The 17496-nt window shown below is 66.2% G+C and carries 9 protein-coding genes, 1 tRNA gene and 1 other RNA gene; 3 read left to right on the top strand and 8 right to left on the bottom strand.

The annotated features are described in order from the left end of the window. Positions 1-35: 35 nt before the first annotated feature. Positions 36-10913, bottom strand: a complete 10878-nt coding sequence (locus tag ACZK2R_RS04350; RefSeq protein ID WP_478487769.1) for an autotransporter-associated beta strand repeat-containing protein — start codon at positions 10911-10913, stop codon at positions 36-38. Positions 10914-11272: 359 nt separating this feature from the next. Further along, entirely contained in the window at positions 11273-11590 is a 318-nt protein-coding gene (locus ACZK2R_RS04345) for a DMT family transporter (protein ID WP_010483859.1), read from the bottom strand. Between the two features lie 300 nt (positions 11591-11890). On the opposite strand from ACZK2R_RS04345, the gene ffs reads away from it, so the two are divergent. Beyond that, positions 11891-11987: signal recognition particle sRNA small type (ffs, locus tag ACZK2R_RS04340), an RNA gene on the top strand. Between the two features lie 78 nt (positions 11988-12065). Here ffs and ACZK2R_RS04335 read toward each other — a convergent pair. From ACZK2R_RS04335 to ACZK2R_RS04325, 3 genes are read right to left on the bottom strand one after another with little or no spacing between them, the layout of a single operon-like run. Continuing rightward, entirely contained in the window at positions 12066-12455 is a 390-nt protein-coding gene (locus tag ACZK2R_RS04335; protein ID WP_180838460.1) for a nuclear transport factor 2 family protein, read from the bottom strand. Beyond that, positions 12452-13219: an MBL fold metallo-hydrolase gene (locus ACZK2R_RS04330; RefSeq protein WP_049421588.1), complete on the bottom strand. Its 768-nt coding sequence runs from the start codon at positions 13217-13219 to the stop codon at positions 12452-12454. Before ACZK2R_RS04330 ends, ACZK2R_RS04335 begins: the two co-directional genes overlap by 4 nt. Beyond that, on the bottom strand, positions 13219-13968 hold the full coding sequence (locus ACZK2R_RS04325; RefSeq protein ID WP_049400634.1) for a 3-deoxy-D-manno-octulosonic acid kinase: 750 nt from the start codon (positions 13966-13968) through the stop codon (positions 13219-13221). The genes ACZK2R_RS04330 and ACZK2R_RS04325 overlap by 1 nt, the downstream gene beginning before the upstream one ends. Positions 13969-13988: 20 nt before the next feature. Here ACZK2R_RS04325 and ACZK2R_RS04320 point away from each other — a divergent pair, with 20 nt between their 5' ends. Continuing rightward, entirely contained in the window at positions 13989-15035 is a 1047-nt protein-coding gene (locus ACZK2R_RS04320) for a glycosyltransferase family 9 protein (RefSeq protein WP_180838459.1), read from the top strand. An 18-nt stretch (positions 15036-15053) separates the two neighbouring features. Here ACZK2R_RS04320 and ACZK2R_RS04315 read toward each other — a convergent pair whose 3' ends face one another. Both ACZK2R_RS04315 and ACZK2R_RS04310 read right to left on the bottom strand, forming a co-directional pair. After that, entirely contained in the window at positions 15054-15458 is a 405-nt protein-coding gene (locus tag ACZK2R_RS04315; protein ID WP_046982834.1) for a DUF6165 family protein, read from the bottom strand. A 278-nt stretch (positions 15459-15736) separates the two neighbouring features. After that, positions 15737-15826, bottom strand: a tRNA-Ser gene (locus ACZK2R_RS04310). A gap of 164 nt (positions 15827-15990) precedes the next feature. Here ACZK2R_RS04310 and ACZK2R_RS04305 point away from each other — a divergent pair. Then, entirely contained in the window at positions 15991-16695 is a 705-nt protein-coding gene (locus ACZK2R_RS04305; protein WP_032129328.1) for a PP2C family protein-serine/threonine phosphatase, read from the top strand. Between the two features lie 69 nt (positions 16696-16764). Here the strand turns inward: ACZK2R_RS04305 and dnaQ are convergent, their stop codons facing one another. Continuing rightward, the gene (gene dnaQ / locus ACZK2R_RS04300) at positions 16765-17496 is read right to left on the bottom strand and encodes a DNA polymerase III subunit epsilon (RefSeq protein ID WP_180838458.1); all 732 of its coding nucleotides are present in this window, start codon (positions 17494-17496) and stop codon (positions 16765-16767) included.

Raw genomic sequence — 17496 nt, 5'->3', positions numbered from 1 at the left:
ACGCCCGCCGTGGTTCTACCGCTGGCCCGCTCCCCTCAGAAGCCCACGCGCAGGTTGATCTGCCCGCCGACATCGCGGCGACCGTCGCCGTGCTGGCCCTGCACGAACATCGACAGCTGGCTGTTGCGGCCGAGCCCAACCGCCACGCCGACCTGACTGACCAACGCATTGCGTGCCATCACCGCGCTATAGACGTCGAAGGAATTGCCACCGACCGCGAAGCGGTTGCGGCTGGCCACGTCGGTGTCACCCGAAGCATGCTGCCAGCCGAGGCCGACCGTCAGCTGTGCAGGGAAGCGCTCGCCGCTGCCCACGTCCCAGCGGCCCCGCACACCCACGGTGCTGACATTGAGCGTGTCCTTGCCGCCTTCCAGCTCCAGCGCAGCAGTGCCGCCCTGCTCCACCGCGCGATCACTGTCGACCCAGTGCTTGGTGAACTGCACGTACGGCTGCAGCTGGGTCCTGCCGTGGGTCCAGGTCCAGCTGCCCTCCACCTGGGCGATGGTCACATCCGAGTCCTGGCGGCTGTACAGGGTCTGGCCCAGCAGCGGCACCTCACGCGTGGTGCGCGTGCGGTAGTCGCCGCGCGACACGCTGCCACCGACCGCAAAGCCGTTGTTCCATTGGCCCTGCGCATACAGGCCGAAGGTGTTGCCACGCAGGCGGGCGCGCGAGCTGCGATCGTACAGGCGCGTATCCAGCCGTTCGTTGCCGGCCGCTGCACCCAGCACCACGTGCTCGCCCAGCTGCCAGTCCACGCCGGCCATCAGCGCATTGCGATTGGAGCGGATGTCATCGCCGTTGCCATCACCATCCTGCCTGAACACCTTGCCGCTGCCGGCCAGCCAGGCCGAGGCACGCTCACCGCGCACGGTCGGCAGCTCACTGCCCAGACGCTGGCGGATACCCTCTTCCAGGTAATTGTCGTACAACAGCACCGCACGGCTGGCCGCATGCACTTCACCGGACAGCTGGTCGAAGGCCGCGCGCGCGGTACCCGCGTCATACATCAGCAGCGTGTTGTACAGGCCCAGCGCCGGACCACTCTGCGGCAGGCTGTCCAGCGCTGCGGCGGTGTTGTACTGGTTGCGCGTCTTCGCCGCCGTGGTGAAGGCTGCGGTCTGCGCCACATCGATCTGCAGATTGGCCGTGTTCGCCGTGTAGACCGGGGTGATGGTCAGGAAGGCCGACGGCGTCTTCGCCGAAGCGAACTGCCCGCTCACGCCACCGCCCGCATTGACCACGGTGTACTGCTGGCCCTGCTGGTAGCTGGTGCTCGGCGAGATGGTATTCACCTGCACGCTGCTGCCACCCACGTTGGCACTGCCACCCACCTGCACCGTGTCGCTGCCGGTGGCACCCAGATCGATGCCCAGCGTGCTGCCCGGCGACAAGGTCAGGTTGCCACCCACCGTGATCGTGCCGGTGCCATTGCCCGCACCGCTGCCATTGCCTGGGCCATTACCCGGCGACAGCACGCCGCCACTGGATACCGTCACGCCACCACCGGTACCCCCGATGGTGCCGGTGCCGGACAGCGTGGTACCGCTGCCGATGGTCCACTGGCCGCCGATGTTGCCGGTGACATTCAGGCCACCGCCGGTGACCTGGCCGGTACCGCTGAAACCACCGCTGTTGCCGCCAAGGTTCAGGCCCCCCGGACCGGCCTGCACGATGCTGCCGCCACCGCTGATGCTGCCGCCCAGCGTGGTGCTGCCACCGGTGTTGATGATCAGCCCACCGTTGTTGGTGATGTTGCCGGTGATCGAGCCACTGGCGCCGCCATTGCCAACCTGCACGGTGCCGCCCGCATTGATGGTCGTGCCACCGGTATAGGTGTTGTTTCCGATAAGCGTAATGGTGCCGTTGCCAGCCTGGGTCAGGCCACCGCTGCCGCTGATGGTGCCACCCACGGTGGTATTGCCACCGACGTTGAACACCAGGCTGCCGTTGTTGCTGACGTTGCCGGCAATCGATCCGCTCGCGCCGCCGTTGCCGACCTGCAGCGTGCCGGTGTTGATGGTGGTGCCGCCGGTATAGGTGTTGTTGCCGCCCAGGATCAGCGTGCCGCTGCCGGCCTGGGTCAGGCCACCGCTGCCGCTGATGGCGCCGCCGACGGTGGTGTTGCCACCCACGTTGAAGATCAGGCTGCCGTTGTTGGTGACGCTGCCGCCAATCGCACCGGTCGCGCCGCCATTGCCCACCTGCAGGGTGCCACCGGCAGTGATGGTGGTCGGGCCGGTGTAGGTGTTGTTGCCGGTCACGGTCAGTGTGCCGCTGCCGGCCTGGGTCAGGCCACCGCTGCCGCTGATGGTGCCGCCCAGCGTGGTGTTGCCCGCGACGTTGGACACAAGCGTGCCGTTGTTGGTGATGTCGCCGACGATCGAGCCGGTCGCACCACTATTGCCCAGCTGCAGCGTGCCGCCGGCATTGATGGTGGTACCTCCGGTGTAGGTGTTGGTGCCGGTCAGCACCAGCGAGCCACTGCCCGCCTGGGTCAGGCCACCCGTACCACTGATGGTGCCGCCCAGCAGGGTGTTGCCCGCGACGTTGGAGATCAGCGAACCATTGTTGGTGATGTCGCCAGCGATCGAACCGGTCGCTCCACCATTGCCCACCTGCAGCGTGCCACCGGCAGTGATGATGGTGCCGCCGGTGTAGGTGTTGTTGCCGACCAGCGTCAGCACGCCGGCACCGGCCTGGGTCAGGCCACCACTGCCACTGATCGCGCCGCCGACCGTGGTGTTGCCCGCCACGTCGAAGACCAGGCTGCCGTTGTTGGCGACGTTGCCGGTGATCGCACCGGTCGCACCGCCATTGCCGACCTGCAGCGTGCCACCGGCATTGATGGTGGTGCCGCCGGTATAGGTGTTGTTGCCGGTCAGAGTCAGCGTGCCAGCGCCGGCCTGGGTCAGGCCACCGCTGCCGCTGATGGTGCCGCCCAGCGTGGTGTTGCCCGCCACGTTGGAGACCAGCGCACCGTTGTTGGTGATGTCGCCGACGATCGCCCCGGTCGCACCGCCATTGCCGACCTGCAGCGTGCCGCCTGCATTGATGGTGGTACCGCCGGTGTAGGTGTTGTTGCCGGTCAGCACCAGCGTTCCGCTGCCAGCTTGGGTCAGGCCACCGCCACCGCTGACCACACCGCCTACGGTTGCCGTGGTGCCCAGGTTGTAGACCAGGCTGCCGTTGTTGGTGATGTTGCCCAGCACCGAACCGGAGCTGCCGCCGTTGCCGACCTGCAGCGTGCTGCCACCATTGATGGTGGTGCCGCCGGTGTAGACATTGTCACCGCTCAAGGTCAGCGTGCCGGTGCCGCTCTGCACCAGGCCACCGGTGCCACTGAGCACACCGCCGAAGGTGGTGCTGCCGTTGTTGCCGCCGGTGGTCAGGGTCGCACCACCCAGCACCACGCTGGATCCAGCTACACCGGCCAGGCCACCAATGCTCTGGTTGCCACCGGCACTGATGTCCAGCGTACCGGCACCGGTCAGATTGACCGTGCTCGCACCCGACAGGGTGCCACCGGCCCCCACCGCCAGCGTGCCGCTGTTGATGGTGGTGTTACCGGTGTAGGTGCTGGCACCGCCCAGGGTGACCGTTGCTGCGCCATCCTTGAGCAGGCCGCCAGCGCCGCTGATAGGGCCGTTCAAGGTCAGCGCGTGGCTGCCGGCAAGGGTCAGCGTGCCGCTGGCCAGCTGCACGGTATTGGCCAGGGTCAGCGCGCTGGTGCCGTCCAGGCTGGCATTGCCGCCCACGGTCAGCGTGCCGGTTCCCAGTGCATTGTTGTTACCCAAGGCAAGGCCACCGGCGTTGAGTGCCACGCCACCGCTGAAGGTACTGCTGCCGGTCAGGCCCTGGATGCCAGCACCATTCTTCACCAGGCCACCGGTACCGGTAATGTCACCAGCGAAGGTCGTGTTTCCTACGCCATTGAGGGTCAGCGTGCTGCCGCCGAGCGCGACCGTACTGCCGGTAACACCGGCCAGTGATCCGATGCTCTGCGCACCACCGGCAGAAATATCGAACGCTGTTCCGGCGTTGGCCAGTGTCACCGCGCCATTCGCTGCCAGGCTTCCTCCGGCGCCAATCGCCAGCGTGCCCGCATTGATGGTGGTGCCACCAGTGAAGGTATTGGCACCGGTCAGGGTCTGGGTGCCGGTGCCTTCCTTGATCAGCCCACCGGTACCCCCCACCGAACCACTGAACGTGCCATTGACGGGACCACCAATGGTCAAGGTGTTGCCGCCCAGGTTCACCGTGCCGTTGCCGATCAGGGTACCGAACTGCTGCGTGCCGCTGCCCGCCGACAGATCGAAGGTCGCGCCCGAAGCCAGATTGACGATGCCACTGGCATGCAGGCTCGCGCCGGCGCCCAATGCCAGCGTACCGGCATTGATGAAGGTGCCACCGGTATAGGTATTGGCACCGTTCAAGGTCAGCGTTGCCGCGCCCTCCTTGGTCAGCGAGCCGGTGCCACTCAGGCTGCCGTTGAGGGTGAGGTTGTTGCTGCCGAGCACGGTCAGCCCGGCATTGAGGACGAAGTTGTTGGCCAACGTCACCGCAGTGTTCGAATCGAGCGTACCGTTGCCACCCACCGTTACCGCCCCGGTGCCGAGAGCGGCATCGTTGCCGACCACCAGGCCGCCTGCATTGAGCGTTACACCGCCACTGAAGGTGCTGGCGCCGTTGAGGGTCTGCACGCCTGCGCCGTTCTTGACGAGGCCACCATTGCCGGTGATCGCACCGTTGAACGTGCTGTCTACCGTGCCGCCCAGGGTCAGCGCACTGCCCCCCAGCGCCACGGTGCTGCCGGCCACACCGGCAAGCGAACCGATGCTCTGGTTGCCCGCAGAGATATCGAGGGTACCGGTACCGGCCAGGTTCACCGCGCCGGTCGACGCCAGGCTGCCGCCGGCGCCGATCGCCAGCGTGCCGCTGTTGATGGTGGTGCCTCCGGTGTAGGTATTCGCACCGGTCAGGGTCACGGTGGCCGCACCGTTCTTGATCAGCCCACCGGTACCGGAAACGATGCCGCCCAAGGTCAGTGCATTGCTGCCCAGCAGGTTGAGGTTGGCACCTGATGCCAGCGTGATGTTGTTGGCCAGGTTGGCCGCGGTCGAAGCATCCAGCGTAGCGCTGGCCCCCACCGTCAGCGCACCGCTGCCGAGCGCAGCGTTGTTGCCGACCACCAGGCCACCGCCGTTGAGCGCCAGGCCGCCGCTGAACAGGTTGGCGCCGCCCAGCGTGAGGATGCCGGTGCCGTTCTTGACCAGGCCACCGGTGCCGGAAATCGCGCCGTCGAACACGCTGTTGCCGTTGCCGCCGAGGATCAGCGACTGCGCGCCCAGAGTGACCGTGGAGCCGGTCACGCCGGCCAACGAACCAATGGTCTGGCTGGCACCGGACGTCGAGATGTCGAAGCCGGTTCCCGCTGCGGTAAGTGTCACTGCACCGGTGGCCGCCAGGCTGCCGCCCGGACCGATCGCCAGTGTGCCGGCATTGATGAAGGTGCCGCCGGTGTAGGTGTTGGCACCGGTCAGCGTCTCGATGCCCGCACCGACCTTGGTCAGGCCACCCGTACCTGCGATAGAGCCACTGAAGGTGCCATTGGTCGCCCCGCCGACTTCGATCGAATTGGCGCCCAGGTTGACCGTACCGTTGCCGACCAGGGTGCCGAACACCTGCGTGCCACTGCCGGCCGACAGATCCAGCGTCGCGCCGGTGGCGAGGTTCACGGTACCGCTCGCCGCCAGGCTTGCACCGGCACCCAGCGCCAGTGTGCCGGCGTTGATGTTGGTACCACCGGTATAGGAGTTGATACCGTTCAAGGTCAGCGTTGCGCCACCATCCTTGGTCAGGCTGCCGGTACCGGAAATCACCCCGTTGAGCGTCAGCGCATTGGTGCCCAGTACGGTCAGGCCTGCGTTGAGTGCGATGTTGTTGGTCAGTGCTGCCAGGCCGGTGGTGTCCAGCGTGGCGGCCCCGCCGACGGTGAGCGCGCCAGAGCCCAGCGCCGCGTCATTGCCGAGCACCAGCCCACCTGCGTTGAGCGTCACGCCGCCGCCAAACGTGTTGGCACCGGACAGCGTCTGCACGCCCGCGCCCACCTTGACCAGACCGCCACCACCACTGATCACGCCGTCGAAGGCGGCATTGCCGGCCGTGCCGAAGGTCAACGAATTACCGCCCAGCGCCAGCGTGCTTCCGCCCGCACCGTTGAGCGCGCCGATGGTCTGGCTGCTGCCGGCACCGGAGATATCGAAGCCAGCGCCTGCGCCCAGCGTGACATCACCCGCCGCGGCAAGGCTGCCACCTGTTCCCAGTGCCAGCGTACCGGCGTTGATGGTGGTACCGCCGGTATAGGTGTTGGCACCGGACAGCGTCAGCGTGGTGGCACCGTTCTTGATCAGGCTGCCGTTGCCATCGATCACACCCGACAGCGTCAGCGCATTGCTACCCGGCAATGTCAGTGCGACACCCGAGCCCAGCGTGACCGCATTGCCGAGCGTCGCTGCAGCACCCGCATCCAGCGTGGTGCTGGCATTCACCGCCAGCGTGCCGGAACCGAGTGCGCCGTTCGCGCCGACCACCAGGCCACCACCGTTCAAGGTCAGGCCGCCACCGAAGGTATTGGTGTTGTTGAGCGTCAGCAGGCCTGCACCGTTCTTGATCAGGCTGCCGCTGCCGGCCACCACGCCTGCAAGGGTGAGATCGCTGCTGCCGCCCAGCGTCAGCTGCGTACCCCCACCGAAGTTCACGGCGTTGGCCAGATTCAGTGACGTCGTTCCGTCCAGGCTGACGTTGCCGCCGATGCCCAGCGTGCCCGTGCCCAGCGCCCCCGAATTCCCGAGGATCAGGCCACCTGCATCAAGCGCGACACCGCCACTGAAGGTATTGACACCGGACAGCGTCTGCACGCCAGCACCGACCTTGATCAGCCCACCGCTGCCATCGATGACACCGGCAAAGCTGCCATTGCTGGCGCCACCGAAAGTAAGGGTCTGCGTGCCCAATGCCACATGGCTGCCTGCCACGCCGTTCAACGCGCCAATGGTCTGCCCGGCACCCGCTGCGGAGATGTCCAGCGTCGCGCCGGCACCGGCGAGGTCCACCGCACCGATGGCGGCAAGACTGCCACCCGCGCCGAGTGCCAGCGCACCTGCGTTGACCGTGGCGCCACCGAGGAAGGTATTGGCACCGGACAAGGTCAGCGTCGAGGCGCCGTCCTTGATCAGGCCACCGGCACCACTCACCACACCGCTCAGAGTGAGATTGCTGCTGCCCGGCAGGGTCAGCGTATTGGCGCCCAGGTTCACTGCATTGACCAGCGAAACCGGGGCGCTCGCATCCAGAGAAACATTGCCGCCGATGTTCAGTGCACCGGTACCCAACGCACCGTTGGCGCCGACCGACAGACCGCCCGCATTCAGCGTCAGACCACCACTGAAGGTGTTGCTGTTGTTCAACGACAGCACGCCAGTGCCGGTCTTGATCAGGCCACCGGTGCCAGTGATCAGTCCGCCCAGAGCAACATTCTCATTGCTGGTCAGGCTCAGCTGCGCACCGGCATCGAGATCGATGGCATTGCCCAGGTTCAATGCCACCGTACTGCCCAGGGTCGCGTTCGCGCCCACGGCAAGCAGCCCGGTTCCCAGTGCGCCAGCGTTGCCCAGCATCAGGCCACCGCCGTTGAGCGTCAGCCCACCGGCGAAGTTGTTGGCGCCGTTGAGCGTGAGCGTGCTGGCGCCGTTCTTGATCAGGCCACCGGCTCCGGAAACCACCCCGCCAAGCGTGATCGCCTGCGAACCCGGCAGCGACAGCGCAGCCCCACTACCCAGAGTGACATTGTTGACCAGGTTCAACGCCGTGCTGCCATCGAGCGATGCATTGCCACCCACGCTCAATGCGCCCGTCCCGAGTGCACCGCTGTTGCCCAGCAGCAGGCTGCCGGCATTGAGGTTCAGGCCGCCGCTGAATGCATTGGTACCGTTCAAGGTCAGCAGCGAGGCACCGTTCTTGGTCAGGCTGCCGGTGCCGGTGATGTTGCCGCCCAGGGTGAGGTTCTGGCTGCCCGGCAGCGTCAGCACCGCGCCAAGGTTGATGGCATTGCCCAGATTCAGTGCTGCGGTTGCGTCGAGCGAGCCATTGCCGCTGACCGTCAATGCGCCGGTACCGAGTGCACTGCCGTTGCCCAGCAACAGGCCACCGGCCGCCAGGTTCAGGCCACCACTGAAGGTATTGGCGCCGCTGAGCGTCTGCGTGCCCGTTCCCTGCTTGACCAGGCCACCGGTACCGCCGATCACGCCGCCGAATGTCTGGTTGGTGGCATCACCGAAGGTGAGCGTGCTGCCGCCCAGCGAGAGGATGCTGCCTGCCGAACCGGACAGCGCACCGATGGTCTGGTTGCCGCCGAGCGAGATGTCCAGTTCGGCGCCGGCCCCCGCCAGGCTCACCGCCCCGGTGGCCGCCAGACTGCCGCCACTGGCCAGTGCCACCTTTCCTGCGTTTACGTTCAGACCGCCGGTGAATGCGTTGGCCCCACCCAGCGTAAGCGTGGAGGCGCCGTTCTTGACCAGGCTGCCGGTACCACCGATCACGCCGCCCAGCGTCAGCGCGTTGGAGCCCAGCACGTTGAGCGAACCACCCACCCCCAGGTTGATGCCGTTGCCCACGGTCAGTGCCGAGCTGGCATCAAGCGTCACCGCGCCACCGACATTCAATGCGCCGGTTCCCAGCGCACCGCCGTTGCCGAGCACCAGTCCTCCAGCCGTGAGCGACAGCCCTCCACCAAACGTGTTGGCGTTGTTGAGGGTCAGGGTGGCCGCGCCGTTCTTGACCAGGCTGCCGGAGCCACCGATCACGCCGTTGAAGGTCAATGCCTGGTTCCCGGACAGATTGAGGATGCTGCCCGCGCCCAGATTGACCGCGTTGGTGAGAGCGAGCGCCCCGGTGCCATCGAGAGACACGTTGCCGCCAACACTAAGTGTTCCAGTACCCAGCGCGCCTGCATTGCCCAGCAGCAGGCCACCGCCGTTGAGCGTGACGCCACCTGTGAAGGTATTGGCGCCCGACAGGGTCTGGGTACCCGTACCGACCTTGACCAGCGCGCCGCCGACACCGCCGATGACGCCGGAGAAGCTGGTGCTGGTGTTCAGGCCACCCAACGTGAGGCTGCGCGCGCCAAGGTTGAGCGCACCGGATCCGGCGAGTGAGCCGATGGTCTGGCTGGCCGCAACCGAGAGATCGAGGTTGGTACCTGCGCTCAGCGAGATCGCACTTGTCGGCGACAGGCCGCCACCGGCGCCCAATGCCAGCGCACCACCGGTGACCGCGAAGGAGCCCGTAAGCAGGTTGGCACCATTCAAGGTGAGGGTACCCGGACCCGCCTTGACCAGGTCGCCAGCGCCGGAGATCGAACCATTCAGGCCCAGCGCGTTGCTGCCCAGCAGGTTGAGCGTGCCGCCACCGTTGATGACGAGGTTGTTGCCCAGATTGAAGTTGGCCGAGGTATCCAGCGAAGCGTTGCCACCGACGGTCAGACTGCCGCTGCCGAGCGCACCGGCATTGCCGAGCACCAGGCCGCCAGCATTGAGGTTGACGCCACCGCTGAACAGGTTCGCACCGCCCAGGGTGACGATGCCGGTGTTGTTGACCGTCAGCCCACCGGTACCGGATAGCACGCCACTCAAACCGAAGCCTTGGGCACCGCCCAGGTTCAACCCGCCATTGAGGGTGAAATTGTTGCCCAGCGACAGGCCTGCACCACTGGCCGCGATCGAGCCGCCAGTGACGGTAAACAGGCCGGAACCGAATGCGGCGTTGTTGTTGAAGTTCACCACGCCGCCACCGAGGGTGATCGCGCCCGTGCCCGACCACGGCCCCTGCAGGTTCCAGGTGCCGCTGTTGACGGTGAGCTTCTGGAAGCCGATGTAGTTGGTCCAGCCGATGCTCGACGCAGGCCCGTTGTTACTGGCGTTGTCCTGCAGCACCAGGGTGTTGTTGGCGGCACCGGTGCCGATGCCTGCATCAACCGTGCCCGCCGCTGCGACCTTGACCCCGGTTACGCCGGCGAGCAGGCCTGCAGGTGCGCTACCGCCACCGGTAACCACGGTGGACCCTGCCACGGCAGTGAAAGTATTGCCGCCGGTGGAATCACCCAGATGCACACTGCCCGAGATCGTGCCCGAATTGGTGAACGTATTGCCTGTCGAAGCGCCCAGGCCGACACGACCGGTGATGCTGCCACGGTTGGTCACGTTGGCCTGTGCTCCGCCATAGGTCACCACCGACGTCGCATCCGCAAGCTGCCCTATCCCCAGCAGCGACATTCCAATCGAACCATCATTGACCAGCGTGGTGGTCCCACCTGCGGCATTCTGCGCGGTGACCGCCTGGCCGCCGAAACCCAGCAAAGTGCCGATGTTGAAGATGCCCTTGATCTGGCCGCCAGTCTGGTTGTTGACCGTGATCGCGCTGCCACCGGCGGTGTTGTTGCCGACCACCAGGCCGGCCGCGGCCAGGCTGAGACCACCGGTCAGGAACGGATCGATCGTGCCGGCGTTGTTGACCGTGGTGTTGCTGCCGCTCAACGTCACCGCATTGCCGCCCAACAGCAGAGGCACGCTGAACACCGCGCCATTGGCGATGTTCAACGTCAGGCCGCTGGTCGGGTTGACGTAGTTGTTGATGTTGGTGGAGCTGTCGCAGTTGACGGTCGTGGTGCCAGTGCACGCTGCGAAGGCCGAACCACTGGCCAGCGTGGCAGCCAATGCCACCACCAGCTGGTGCGCCCGCAATCGCGGCACCCGCCCTGCGCAGACCGCGCTTCCGCCGGGATTCTGGGTGACCTCCGAAGCAACCTGCATTACGCCGAGGGCGCGATTGAAAACCAGACGGTAAATGCGGTTCATCGGTAAATCTCCATGAAAAGACCGGATGGCACTGCAGGCAGGTTTTTTTTGAAGACAATGCGGCCCACCCCGGCTCCCGACACGGGAACAAGGCCTGGCTTCATTAACTTCTGAAAATCTTCACATCTTCACGCGACCGCACCTGGAAAAGGCAGGTCAACGTGTCCGTCAAGGCGAAAACTCCCCGATTTCGCATGACGAATGGCGGCACTGTGCGGCCGATGGCGCCAGCGGCATGTGAATCACGCTCGCTATTTTCATGACGCACGTCAAATAAAACGGGCGGACAAAATGGTTTTGCCGAAAATGCATATACCTGCAGCAGGCGGAGATTCCTTTCTCCGCCCAACTAAATGCATTCAGCTGCTCGAGAGTTTCATCAGCACCAGGCCGGAAACGATCAGCACCGCCGCACCGATCCGCATCGGGCTGACCTGCTCACCGAGGAAGACGATGCCGACCACGAACGCACCGACCGCGCCGATGCCGGTCCAGATCGTGTAGGCGGTGCCCAGCGGCAGGCTGCGCATGGCCACCGCCAGCAGCCAGAAGCTGGCGATCATGCCGATGATGGTGACCACGGTAGGGGTGAGCTTGGTGAAGCCTTCGGACTGCTTCATGGACACGGCCCAGACGATTTCCAGCAGGCCGGCGAACAACAGATAGATCCAGGCCATGACAGCCCTCCTCTTGGTAGGGCCAGGCCGTCCTGGTCATTGATTCCCGATGCGGGGGAGGTCGTTCCTCCTGGCCGGCATTCTAGCAACGCCGGTCGGCGCGGGGCGTTGCCGGCAGACGCGGGTTACAGCCGATTCAGTGCACGAAGCTGGCGTCGATGTACCTGCCTGCGCTATAGTTGCCGTCTGCCATCGGCCAGCCGATGTGCAGTCCGGCTGTGGTCTCCGGCGCATCGCGCGCTGCTTCCCCTGATCCGTGAACCGGCCGCCCACTGGGCGGCCAACGTCTCTATGGTGGCCCCGTCGGCCCCTCGCGACGCTAGGTCGAAAATCCCGCCAGGGCCGGAAGGCAGCAACGGTATCGATCGACGCGGGCGCCGAGGTCAGCCGGCGGGGCCATCGCCTTTTCGGGCGTGGCCCCACTTCTGGTAGCTGCCAATCTTGGTTGGCGCTTTTCGCCGGGCATGGCCCGGCGCTACCGCGCCTCAGGCGTGCCCTGGTGAAACACCACCCTCCATTCCTGCGCATGCCGTCGCCACAGCGAACTGCGCAACACCCAGCCCTGGGCCTGGCCATCAACGTGATAGCGGCTGCGGTAGCGCACCTGGGCCAGATCCTCGGCCAACAGCCACACCGCGTACTGTTCCGATTCGATCAGCACCTGAGCGCGCTCCAGCGGGATCTCCTGCAACGCCGCATCACGGCCGTAGCACCGCCCGGAACTGCCGATCTCGCTGAAATCCTCGTCCAGAAGTGCCGCCAGTTGCTCGCGATCGGCCCGCACCTGCGGCGCATGCAGCGCGCGTTCCAGCGCCTCCAGCTCGGCAGCCAGCGCCGCGTCGGCGGGCTGGCCAGCACCGCTCACGGCGGATCCTGCACCAGCACGTGCGGTGCAGTGGGGTTGGCCAGCGGCACGCACTGCCCCGGCTGCGCCACACGGTGCCCCCGCGCGGCCAGCGCCTGGCCGTCGGCCGCGCTCGCATAGTGGTAGAGCATCATCCGCGCCTGCAGTTCGGCGCTGTACTCGCGCTCCAGGTCGTCCACGCCGGTGTGCGACGGGTTGCCATGCAGGCCGCAGTCGTGCGCGATCAGTTCATTGTCGTTGGCGAAGCGGGCCAGCATCTCCGGAATCGGCCGGGTATCGCCGCTCCAGGTCAGCGCGCCCTGCAGGCGCAGGCCATAGGCCGTCTCCGGCCAGTGGTGGCGCACCGGGAACACTTCCAGGCGCACGCCCTCGTGCCAGAACGCCTCGCCCACCACGACCAGCTGGAACGCATCCCAGAAGTTGGCACCGCCCTCGGCCAGCACATTCGGATAATCACCGATGCGCTTGTGCAGCAGCGGCACCACCGTGGCGGGCACGTACAGGCGCACCTTGCCGCACCGGTGCGCGTTGAAGAAGGTATCGACGAACAGCCGCTCGAAGCCCGCTACGTGGTCCAGGTGCACATGGGTGACGAACAGCGCCTGCGGCATGTGCCCGTAGTGCGCCTTGAACGCGGTCAGGCCTTCGCCGCCACAGTCGATGGTCAACCACGGCCGACCGTCCCGTTCGATCACCGACATCGGCGACCCCAGCTCGACCGCCGACGCATTGCCGACGCCGAGGAAACGCAACGACCAGTCCATCAGGTGCCCCGGTTCCAGGCCATGTCATAGGCGCGGCGCAGCCGCGCGTAATCCTTCTGCACGTCTTCCATGCTGCGCTCGCCGCGCAGCTTGATCAGCGAGCGCAGCAGGCGCTTGAGATTGCGTTCGCGCCAGGCGGTCGCCGGGATGCGGATCACCCCGCGGTCGAAGTCGATCAACCAGCCGTGGCCGTTGCCGTCGAACAGGATGTTGTGCGCATTGAGGTCGGCATGGTCCAGGCCGGCACGATGGAAGCGGGCGATCAGCCGCCCGGTCTCCTCCCACGGTGCGCCCCGGCCCGCGACCAGCGCGCGGTCGGCCAGCGAACGGACACCCTCGATCCGCTCCATCAGGATCGCAGCCCGGTAGCGCAGGCCCTCACGCATGTAGAACGCCGCCAGTGGCCGGGGCACCGGCAGCTTTTTCTCGCGCAGCGCGCGCATCAGCCGGAATTCGGCGAAGCTGCGCGTCCGGTCCGCGCCGCGCCAGAGGTACTGGTCATGGCTGATCTTCGCCGCCAGGCCACCGCGCAGGTAGTGGCGCAGCACGCTGGCGCCGAACGGCGCATCGACGAACCAGGCGCTGCCACGACCGCCCTCGCCCACCGGCCGAGCCCTGCTGCCCCAGTGCTGGGGCGAGAACAGGCCGATCTCGGCTTGCCGCAGCCGCTCGCGGTCGAACAGAATGGCCCCGATGCCGCGACCCTCGCGGCATGGCGTCAGCGCTTCATTGGCGTCGAATGCGACCATTTCATTGAGTCTAACAACACATGGCATCAGCGTCCTCCTCCTTGTGCCTCCTGCGCCTGTCCGCACTTGGCGATGTCACCCACGTGGTGCCCCTGGTGCGCACCCTGCAGGCTGCGCGCCCGGATACGCCGATCCACTGGATCATCGACAAGGCCGGCCACAAGCTGCTCGACGGCCTGCCCGGTGTCACCTTCCATGCCTACGACAAGAAGAGCGGCATGGCCGGGGTCAAGGAACTGCGCAGGCAGCTGCCGCCGGGGCGCTTCGAAGCGCTGTTGCAGATGCAGGTGGCGTTCCGCGCCAACCTGCTGTCGGCCTTCATTCCCGCAGAGCGTCGCATCGGCTATGACCGCAGCCGCTCGAAGGACCTGCATGGTCTCTTCATCAACGAACGCATCCCCGACCGCCCCGGCATCCATGTGCTGGATGCCATCGGCAGTTTCTGTGAACCCCTTGGCCTGCGCCAGACCGAGGTCAGCTGGGACCTGGCGGTGCCGCAGTCCGCATATGAGTGGGCCGCCGCGCAATGGCAGGACGATGGCCGCCCGGTGTTGATGATCTCGCCCTGTTCCAGCCACGTGCGCCGCAACTGGTATGCAGACCGCTACGCCGCCGTGGCCAACCACGCCGCACAGCGCGGTTGGCAGGTGGTGCTGTGCGGAGGCCGCAGCGAACTGGAGCGCAGCATGGCCGATGCCATCCAGGCACAGCTGCACACACCGGCGCTGGACCTGGTCGGCAAGGACACCTTGAAGCAGCTGCCGGCGCTGCTGGCCCGCGCCAATCTGGTGATGACCCCGGACTCGGGCCCGATGCACATCGCCAACGCGATGGGCGCCAAGGTACTGGGCCTGCACGCGGCCAGCAACCCGAACCGCAGCGGTCCCTATTCCGACCGCCGCTACTGCGTGGACCGCTACGACGATGCCGCGCGCAAGTACCTGGCCAAGCAGGCCACCGATCTGAAGTGGGGCACCAAGATCGAGTTCGACGATGTGATGGAACTGATCACCGTGGAAGACGGTATCGCTGCGTTCGAACGCTACGTCGCCGACCACCCGGGGTGAGCGGCAGGCTGCCCCGGATTACGCGCGCTGCGCGTAATCCTGGTAGGACTTCTCTTCCACGTACGCCGAACCCAGCGCCAGGTTGATCGCCTTCTTGATGCGCGCGCGTTCGTCATTGCGCAGGTAGACGCTGCGCGCCAGGTCGATGAAACCCTGGTCGAACGCCTGCGCCTTCTCTTTCAGGCGGATGTCGTCCTCGATGTCCCACAGCTGCTCGTTGACCGCCTTCAGCTCGGCACGCAGCTTGGCGATGTCCTTCACCGCCGCCGGGTGTGCCATCCAGGTCTGCTCCAGCGCCGACAGTTCTTTGCGCACATTGGCCAGCTTGCCCTCGTCACTGATGCGCTCGGACTTGATCTGCAGGATCGAGATCTTGTCCAGCAGCTCGCCGAAAGAAACGGGGACGAGGATTTCAGCAGTCATGGGGAAAGCTCCAGCAGGTGATGCAGGCAGTTTAACCCGCAGCTCGCGATGGAATGGGTAGATCCACGGCATGCGTGGATGAGCCTGCCAGCAGGAACAGCATCCACGCATGGCGTGGATCTACTGATGCACCTGCCCCGACAGGGGCGGGGAGAGGCCGGCAAAGGGAGGGGCCCACAGGTTGCGCAGCAACGTGTGGGGCGACGCGCAGAGCGCGGCGCGTCCCGCGCCAGATTAAAGAAAAAGGGCTGCCTTTCGGCAGCCCTTTTTCTTTAATCTGGCGGAGAGGGGGGATTCGAACCCCCGAGGCGCTATAAACGCCTGCCTGATTTCGAGTCAGGTACATTCAACCACTCTGCCACCTCTCCGGGTGGTCCCCGGCGGACCGGGGACGCGCATCATACGAGGAAGTGAGGCCGACGACAAGTCATTCCGGCCAACGAAGTGAAAATTTCCTGAGCGCATGCCTTGCCGGATGCGCGCAGCCACCCGATGATGCCTGTCTCCCCAGCAACACCCCGCCCCAGCGCCCATGATCGAATTCGGACACCTCACCCACCCCGGCATGCGTCGCGAGCTCAACGAGGACACCTACTACGGTGACAGTGAGCTGGCCCTGTGGCTGGTGGCCGATGGCATGGGCGGGCACGCCTGCGGTGAAGTGGCCAGCGCGCTGGCGCGCGAGACCATCGTGCGCGAGATCCGCCGCGGCGCACCGCTGGCGCAGGCCATCCGCACCGCCGACGAAGAGATCATCCGCGCCTCGCGCCGGCGCAACGACACGTTGCCGATGGGCACCACCGTGGTCGCCGCACGTGTACAGGGCAACCGCTATGAAGTGGCGTGGGTCGGCGACAGCCGTGCCTACCTGTGGCGCGACGGACAGCTGGCCCAGCTCAGCCAGGACCACAGCGTGGTGCAGGAGCTGGTCGCGCAGGGCAACCTGACCGCCGAACAGGCGCGTGCGCATCCGCACCGCAACGTGGTCACCCAGGCGCTGGGCGTGACCGATCCGGCGCATCTGAACGTGGCCACCACCAGCGGCGAACTGCGTCCGGGCATGCAGCTGCTGCTGTGCAGTGACGGCCTGACCGAAGAAGTGGACGACCGCAGCATTGCGCGCACCCTCGCCTTCGAGGATGCCAGCGCACAGGAATGCGTGGACACGCTGGTCGCCGCCGCGCTCGATGGCGGCGGCCGCGACAACATCAGCGTGATCCTGGTGCGCTGCCACTAACCGGTAGATCCACGCCATGCGTGGATGCGACGCTGCCGGCCAGCGGCCGGCACTACCCCATCCCAGGCATTACGCGCTGGCGGGCTCTTCCACCTTCGGGCCATCCCACAGCGCATGGCCAGCCTTCTTGCGCAGCCGCTCCAGTCGCGCCGCATGCGCTTCCAGCTCCGACGGCGTGGCCACCACGCGCGGGCGCGGCAGCAGCTTGCTGATGTCGAAGGCCTGCAGCGCCGCACCGGCAGCACCGCCATCGTCATCGCCCAGACCGAAGCCGATTTCTTCCTGGCCCGAGGTCAGCGCGATATAGACGTCGCCCAGGATCTGCGCATCGAGCAGGCCGCCGTGCAGCGCACGGTGCGAGTTGTCCACGCCCAGCCGCTTGCACAGCGCATCCAGCGAGTTGCGCTGGCCCGGGAAGCGCTCACGCGCCATCACCAGGGTATCGATCACGGCGCAGCGGTCGGTGATCTTCCCGTACTGCGGCCCCAGCAGCGACAACTCGTTGTCGAGGAAGCCGAGGTCGAACGCCGCGTTGTGGATGATCAGCTCGGCGCCATCGATGAAGGCCAGGAACTCGTCGGCGATCTGCGCGAAGTCCGGCTTGTCATCGAGGAACTCCAGGGTCAGGCCGGTGACTTCCTGCGCGCCCTGTTCGAACTCGCAGTCCGGCTTGATGTACTGGTGATAGTTGTTGCCGGTCGGGCGGCGCTTGAACAGCTCCACGCAGCCGATTTCGACGATGCGGTTGCCCTTCTTCCACTCCAGGCCGGTGGTTTCGGTATCGAGGATGATCTGACGCAT

It is taken from the genome of Stenotrophomonas sp. 96582_Sma (assembly GCF_056480905.1).
This window is presented reverse-complemented; position numbering and strand designations above follow the sequence as displayed.

Coding starts and splice junctions, on each gene's coding strand:
- ACZK2R_RS04350 (WP_478487769.1), bottom strand. CDS start 10,913: ATGAACCGCATTTACCGTCTGGTTTTCAATCGCGCCCTCGGCGTAATG.
- ACZK2R_RS04345 (WP_010483859.1), bottom strand. CDS start 11,590: ATGGCCTGGATCTATCTGTTGTTCGCCGGCCTGCTGGAAATCGTCTGG.
- ACZK2R_RS04330 (WP_049421588.1), bottom strand. CDS start 13,219: ATGGACTGGTCGTTGCGTTTCCTCGGCGTCGGCAATGCGTCGGCGGTC.
- ACZK2R_RS04325 (WP_049400634.1), bottom strand. CDS start 13,968: ATGGTCGCATTCGACGCCAATGAAGCGCTGACGCCATGCCGCGAGGGT.
- ACZK2R_RS04320 (WP_180838459.1), top strand. CDS start 13,989: ATGGCATCAGCGTCCTCCTCCTTGTGCCTCCTGCGCCTGTCCGCACTT.
- ACZK2R_RS04315 (WP_046982834.1), bottom strand. CDS start 15,458: ATGACTGCTGAAATCCTCGTCCCCGTTTCTTTCGGCGAGCTGCTGGAC.
- ACZK2R_RS04305 (WP_032129328.1), top strand. CDS start 15,991: ATGATCGAATTCGGACACCTCACCCACCCCGGCATGCGTCGCGAGCTC.
- dnaQ (WP_180838458.1), bottom strand. CDS start 17,496: ATGCGTCAGATCATCCTCGATACCGAAACCACCGGCCTGGAGTGGAAG.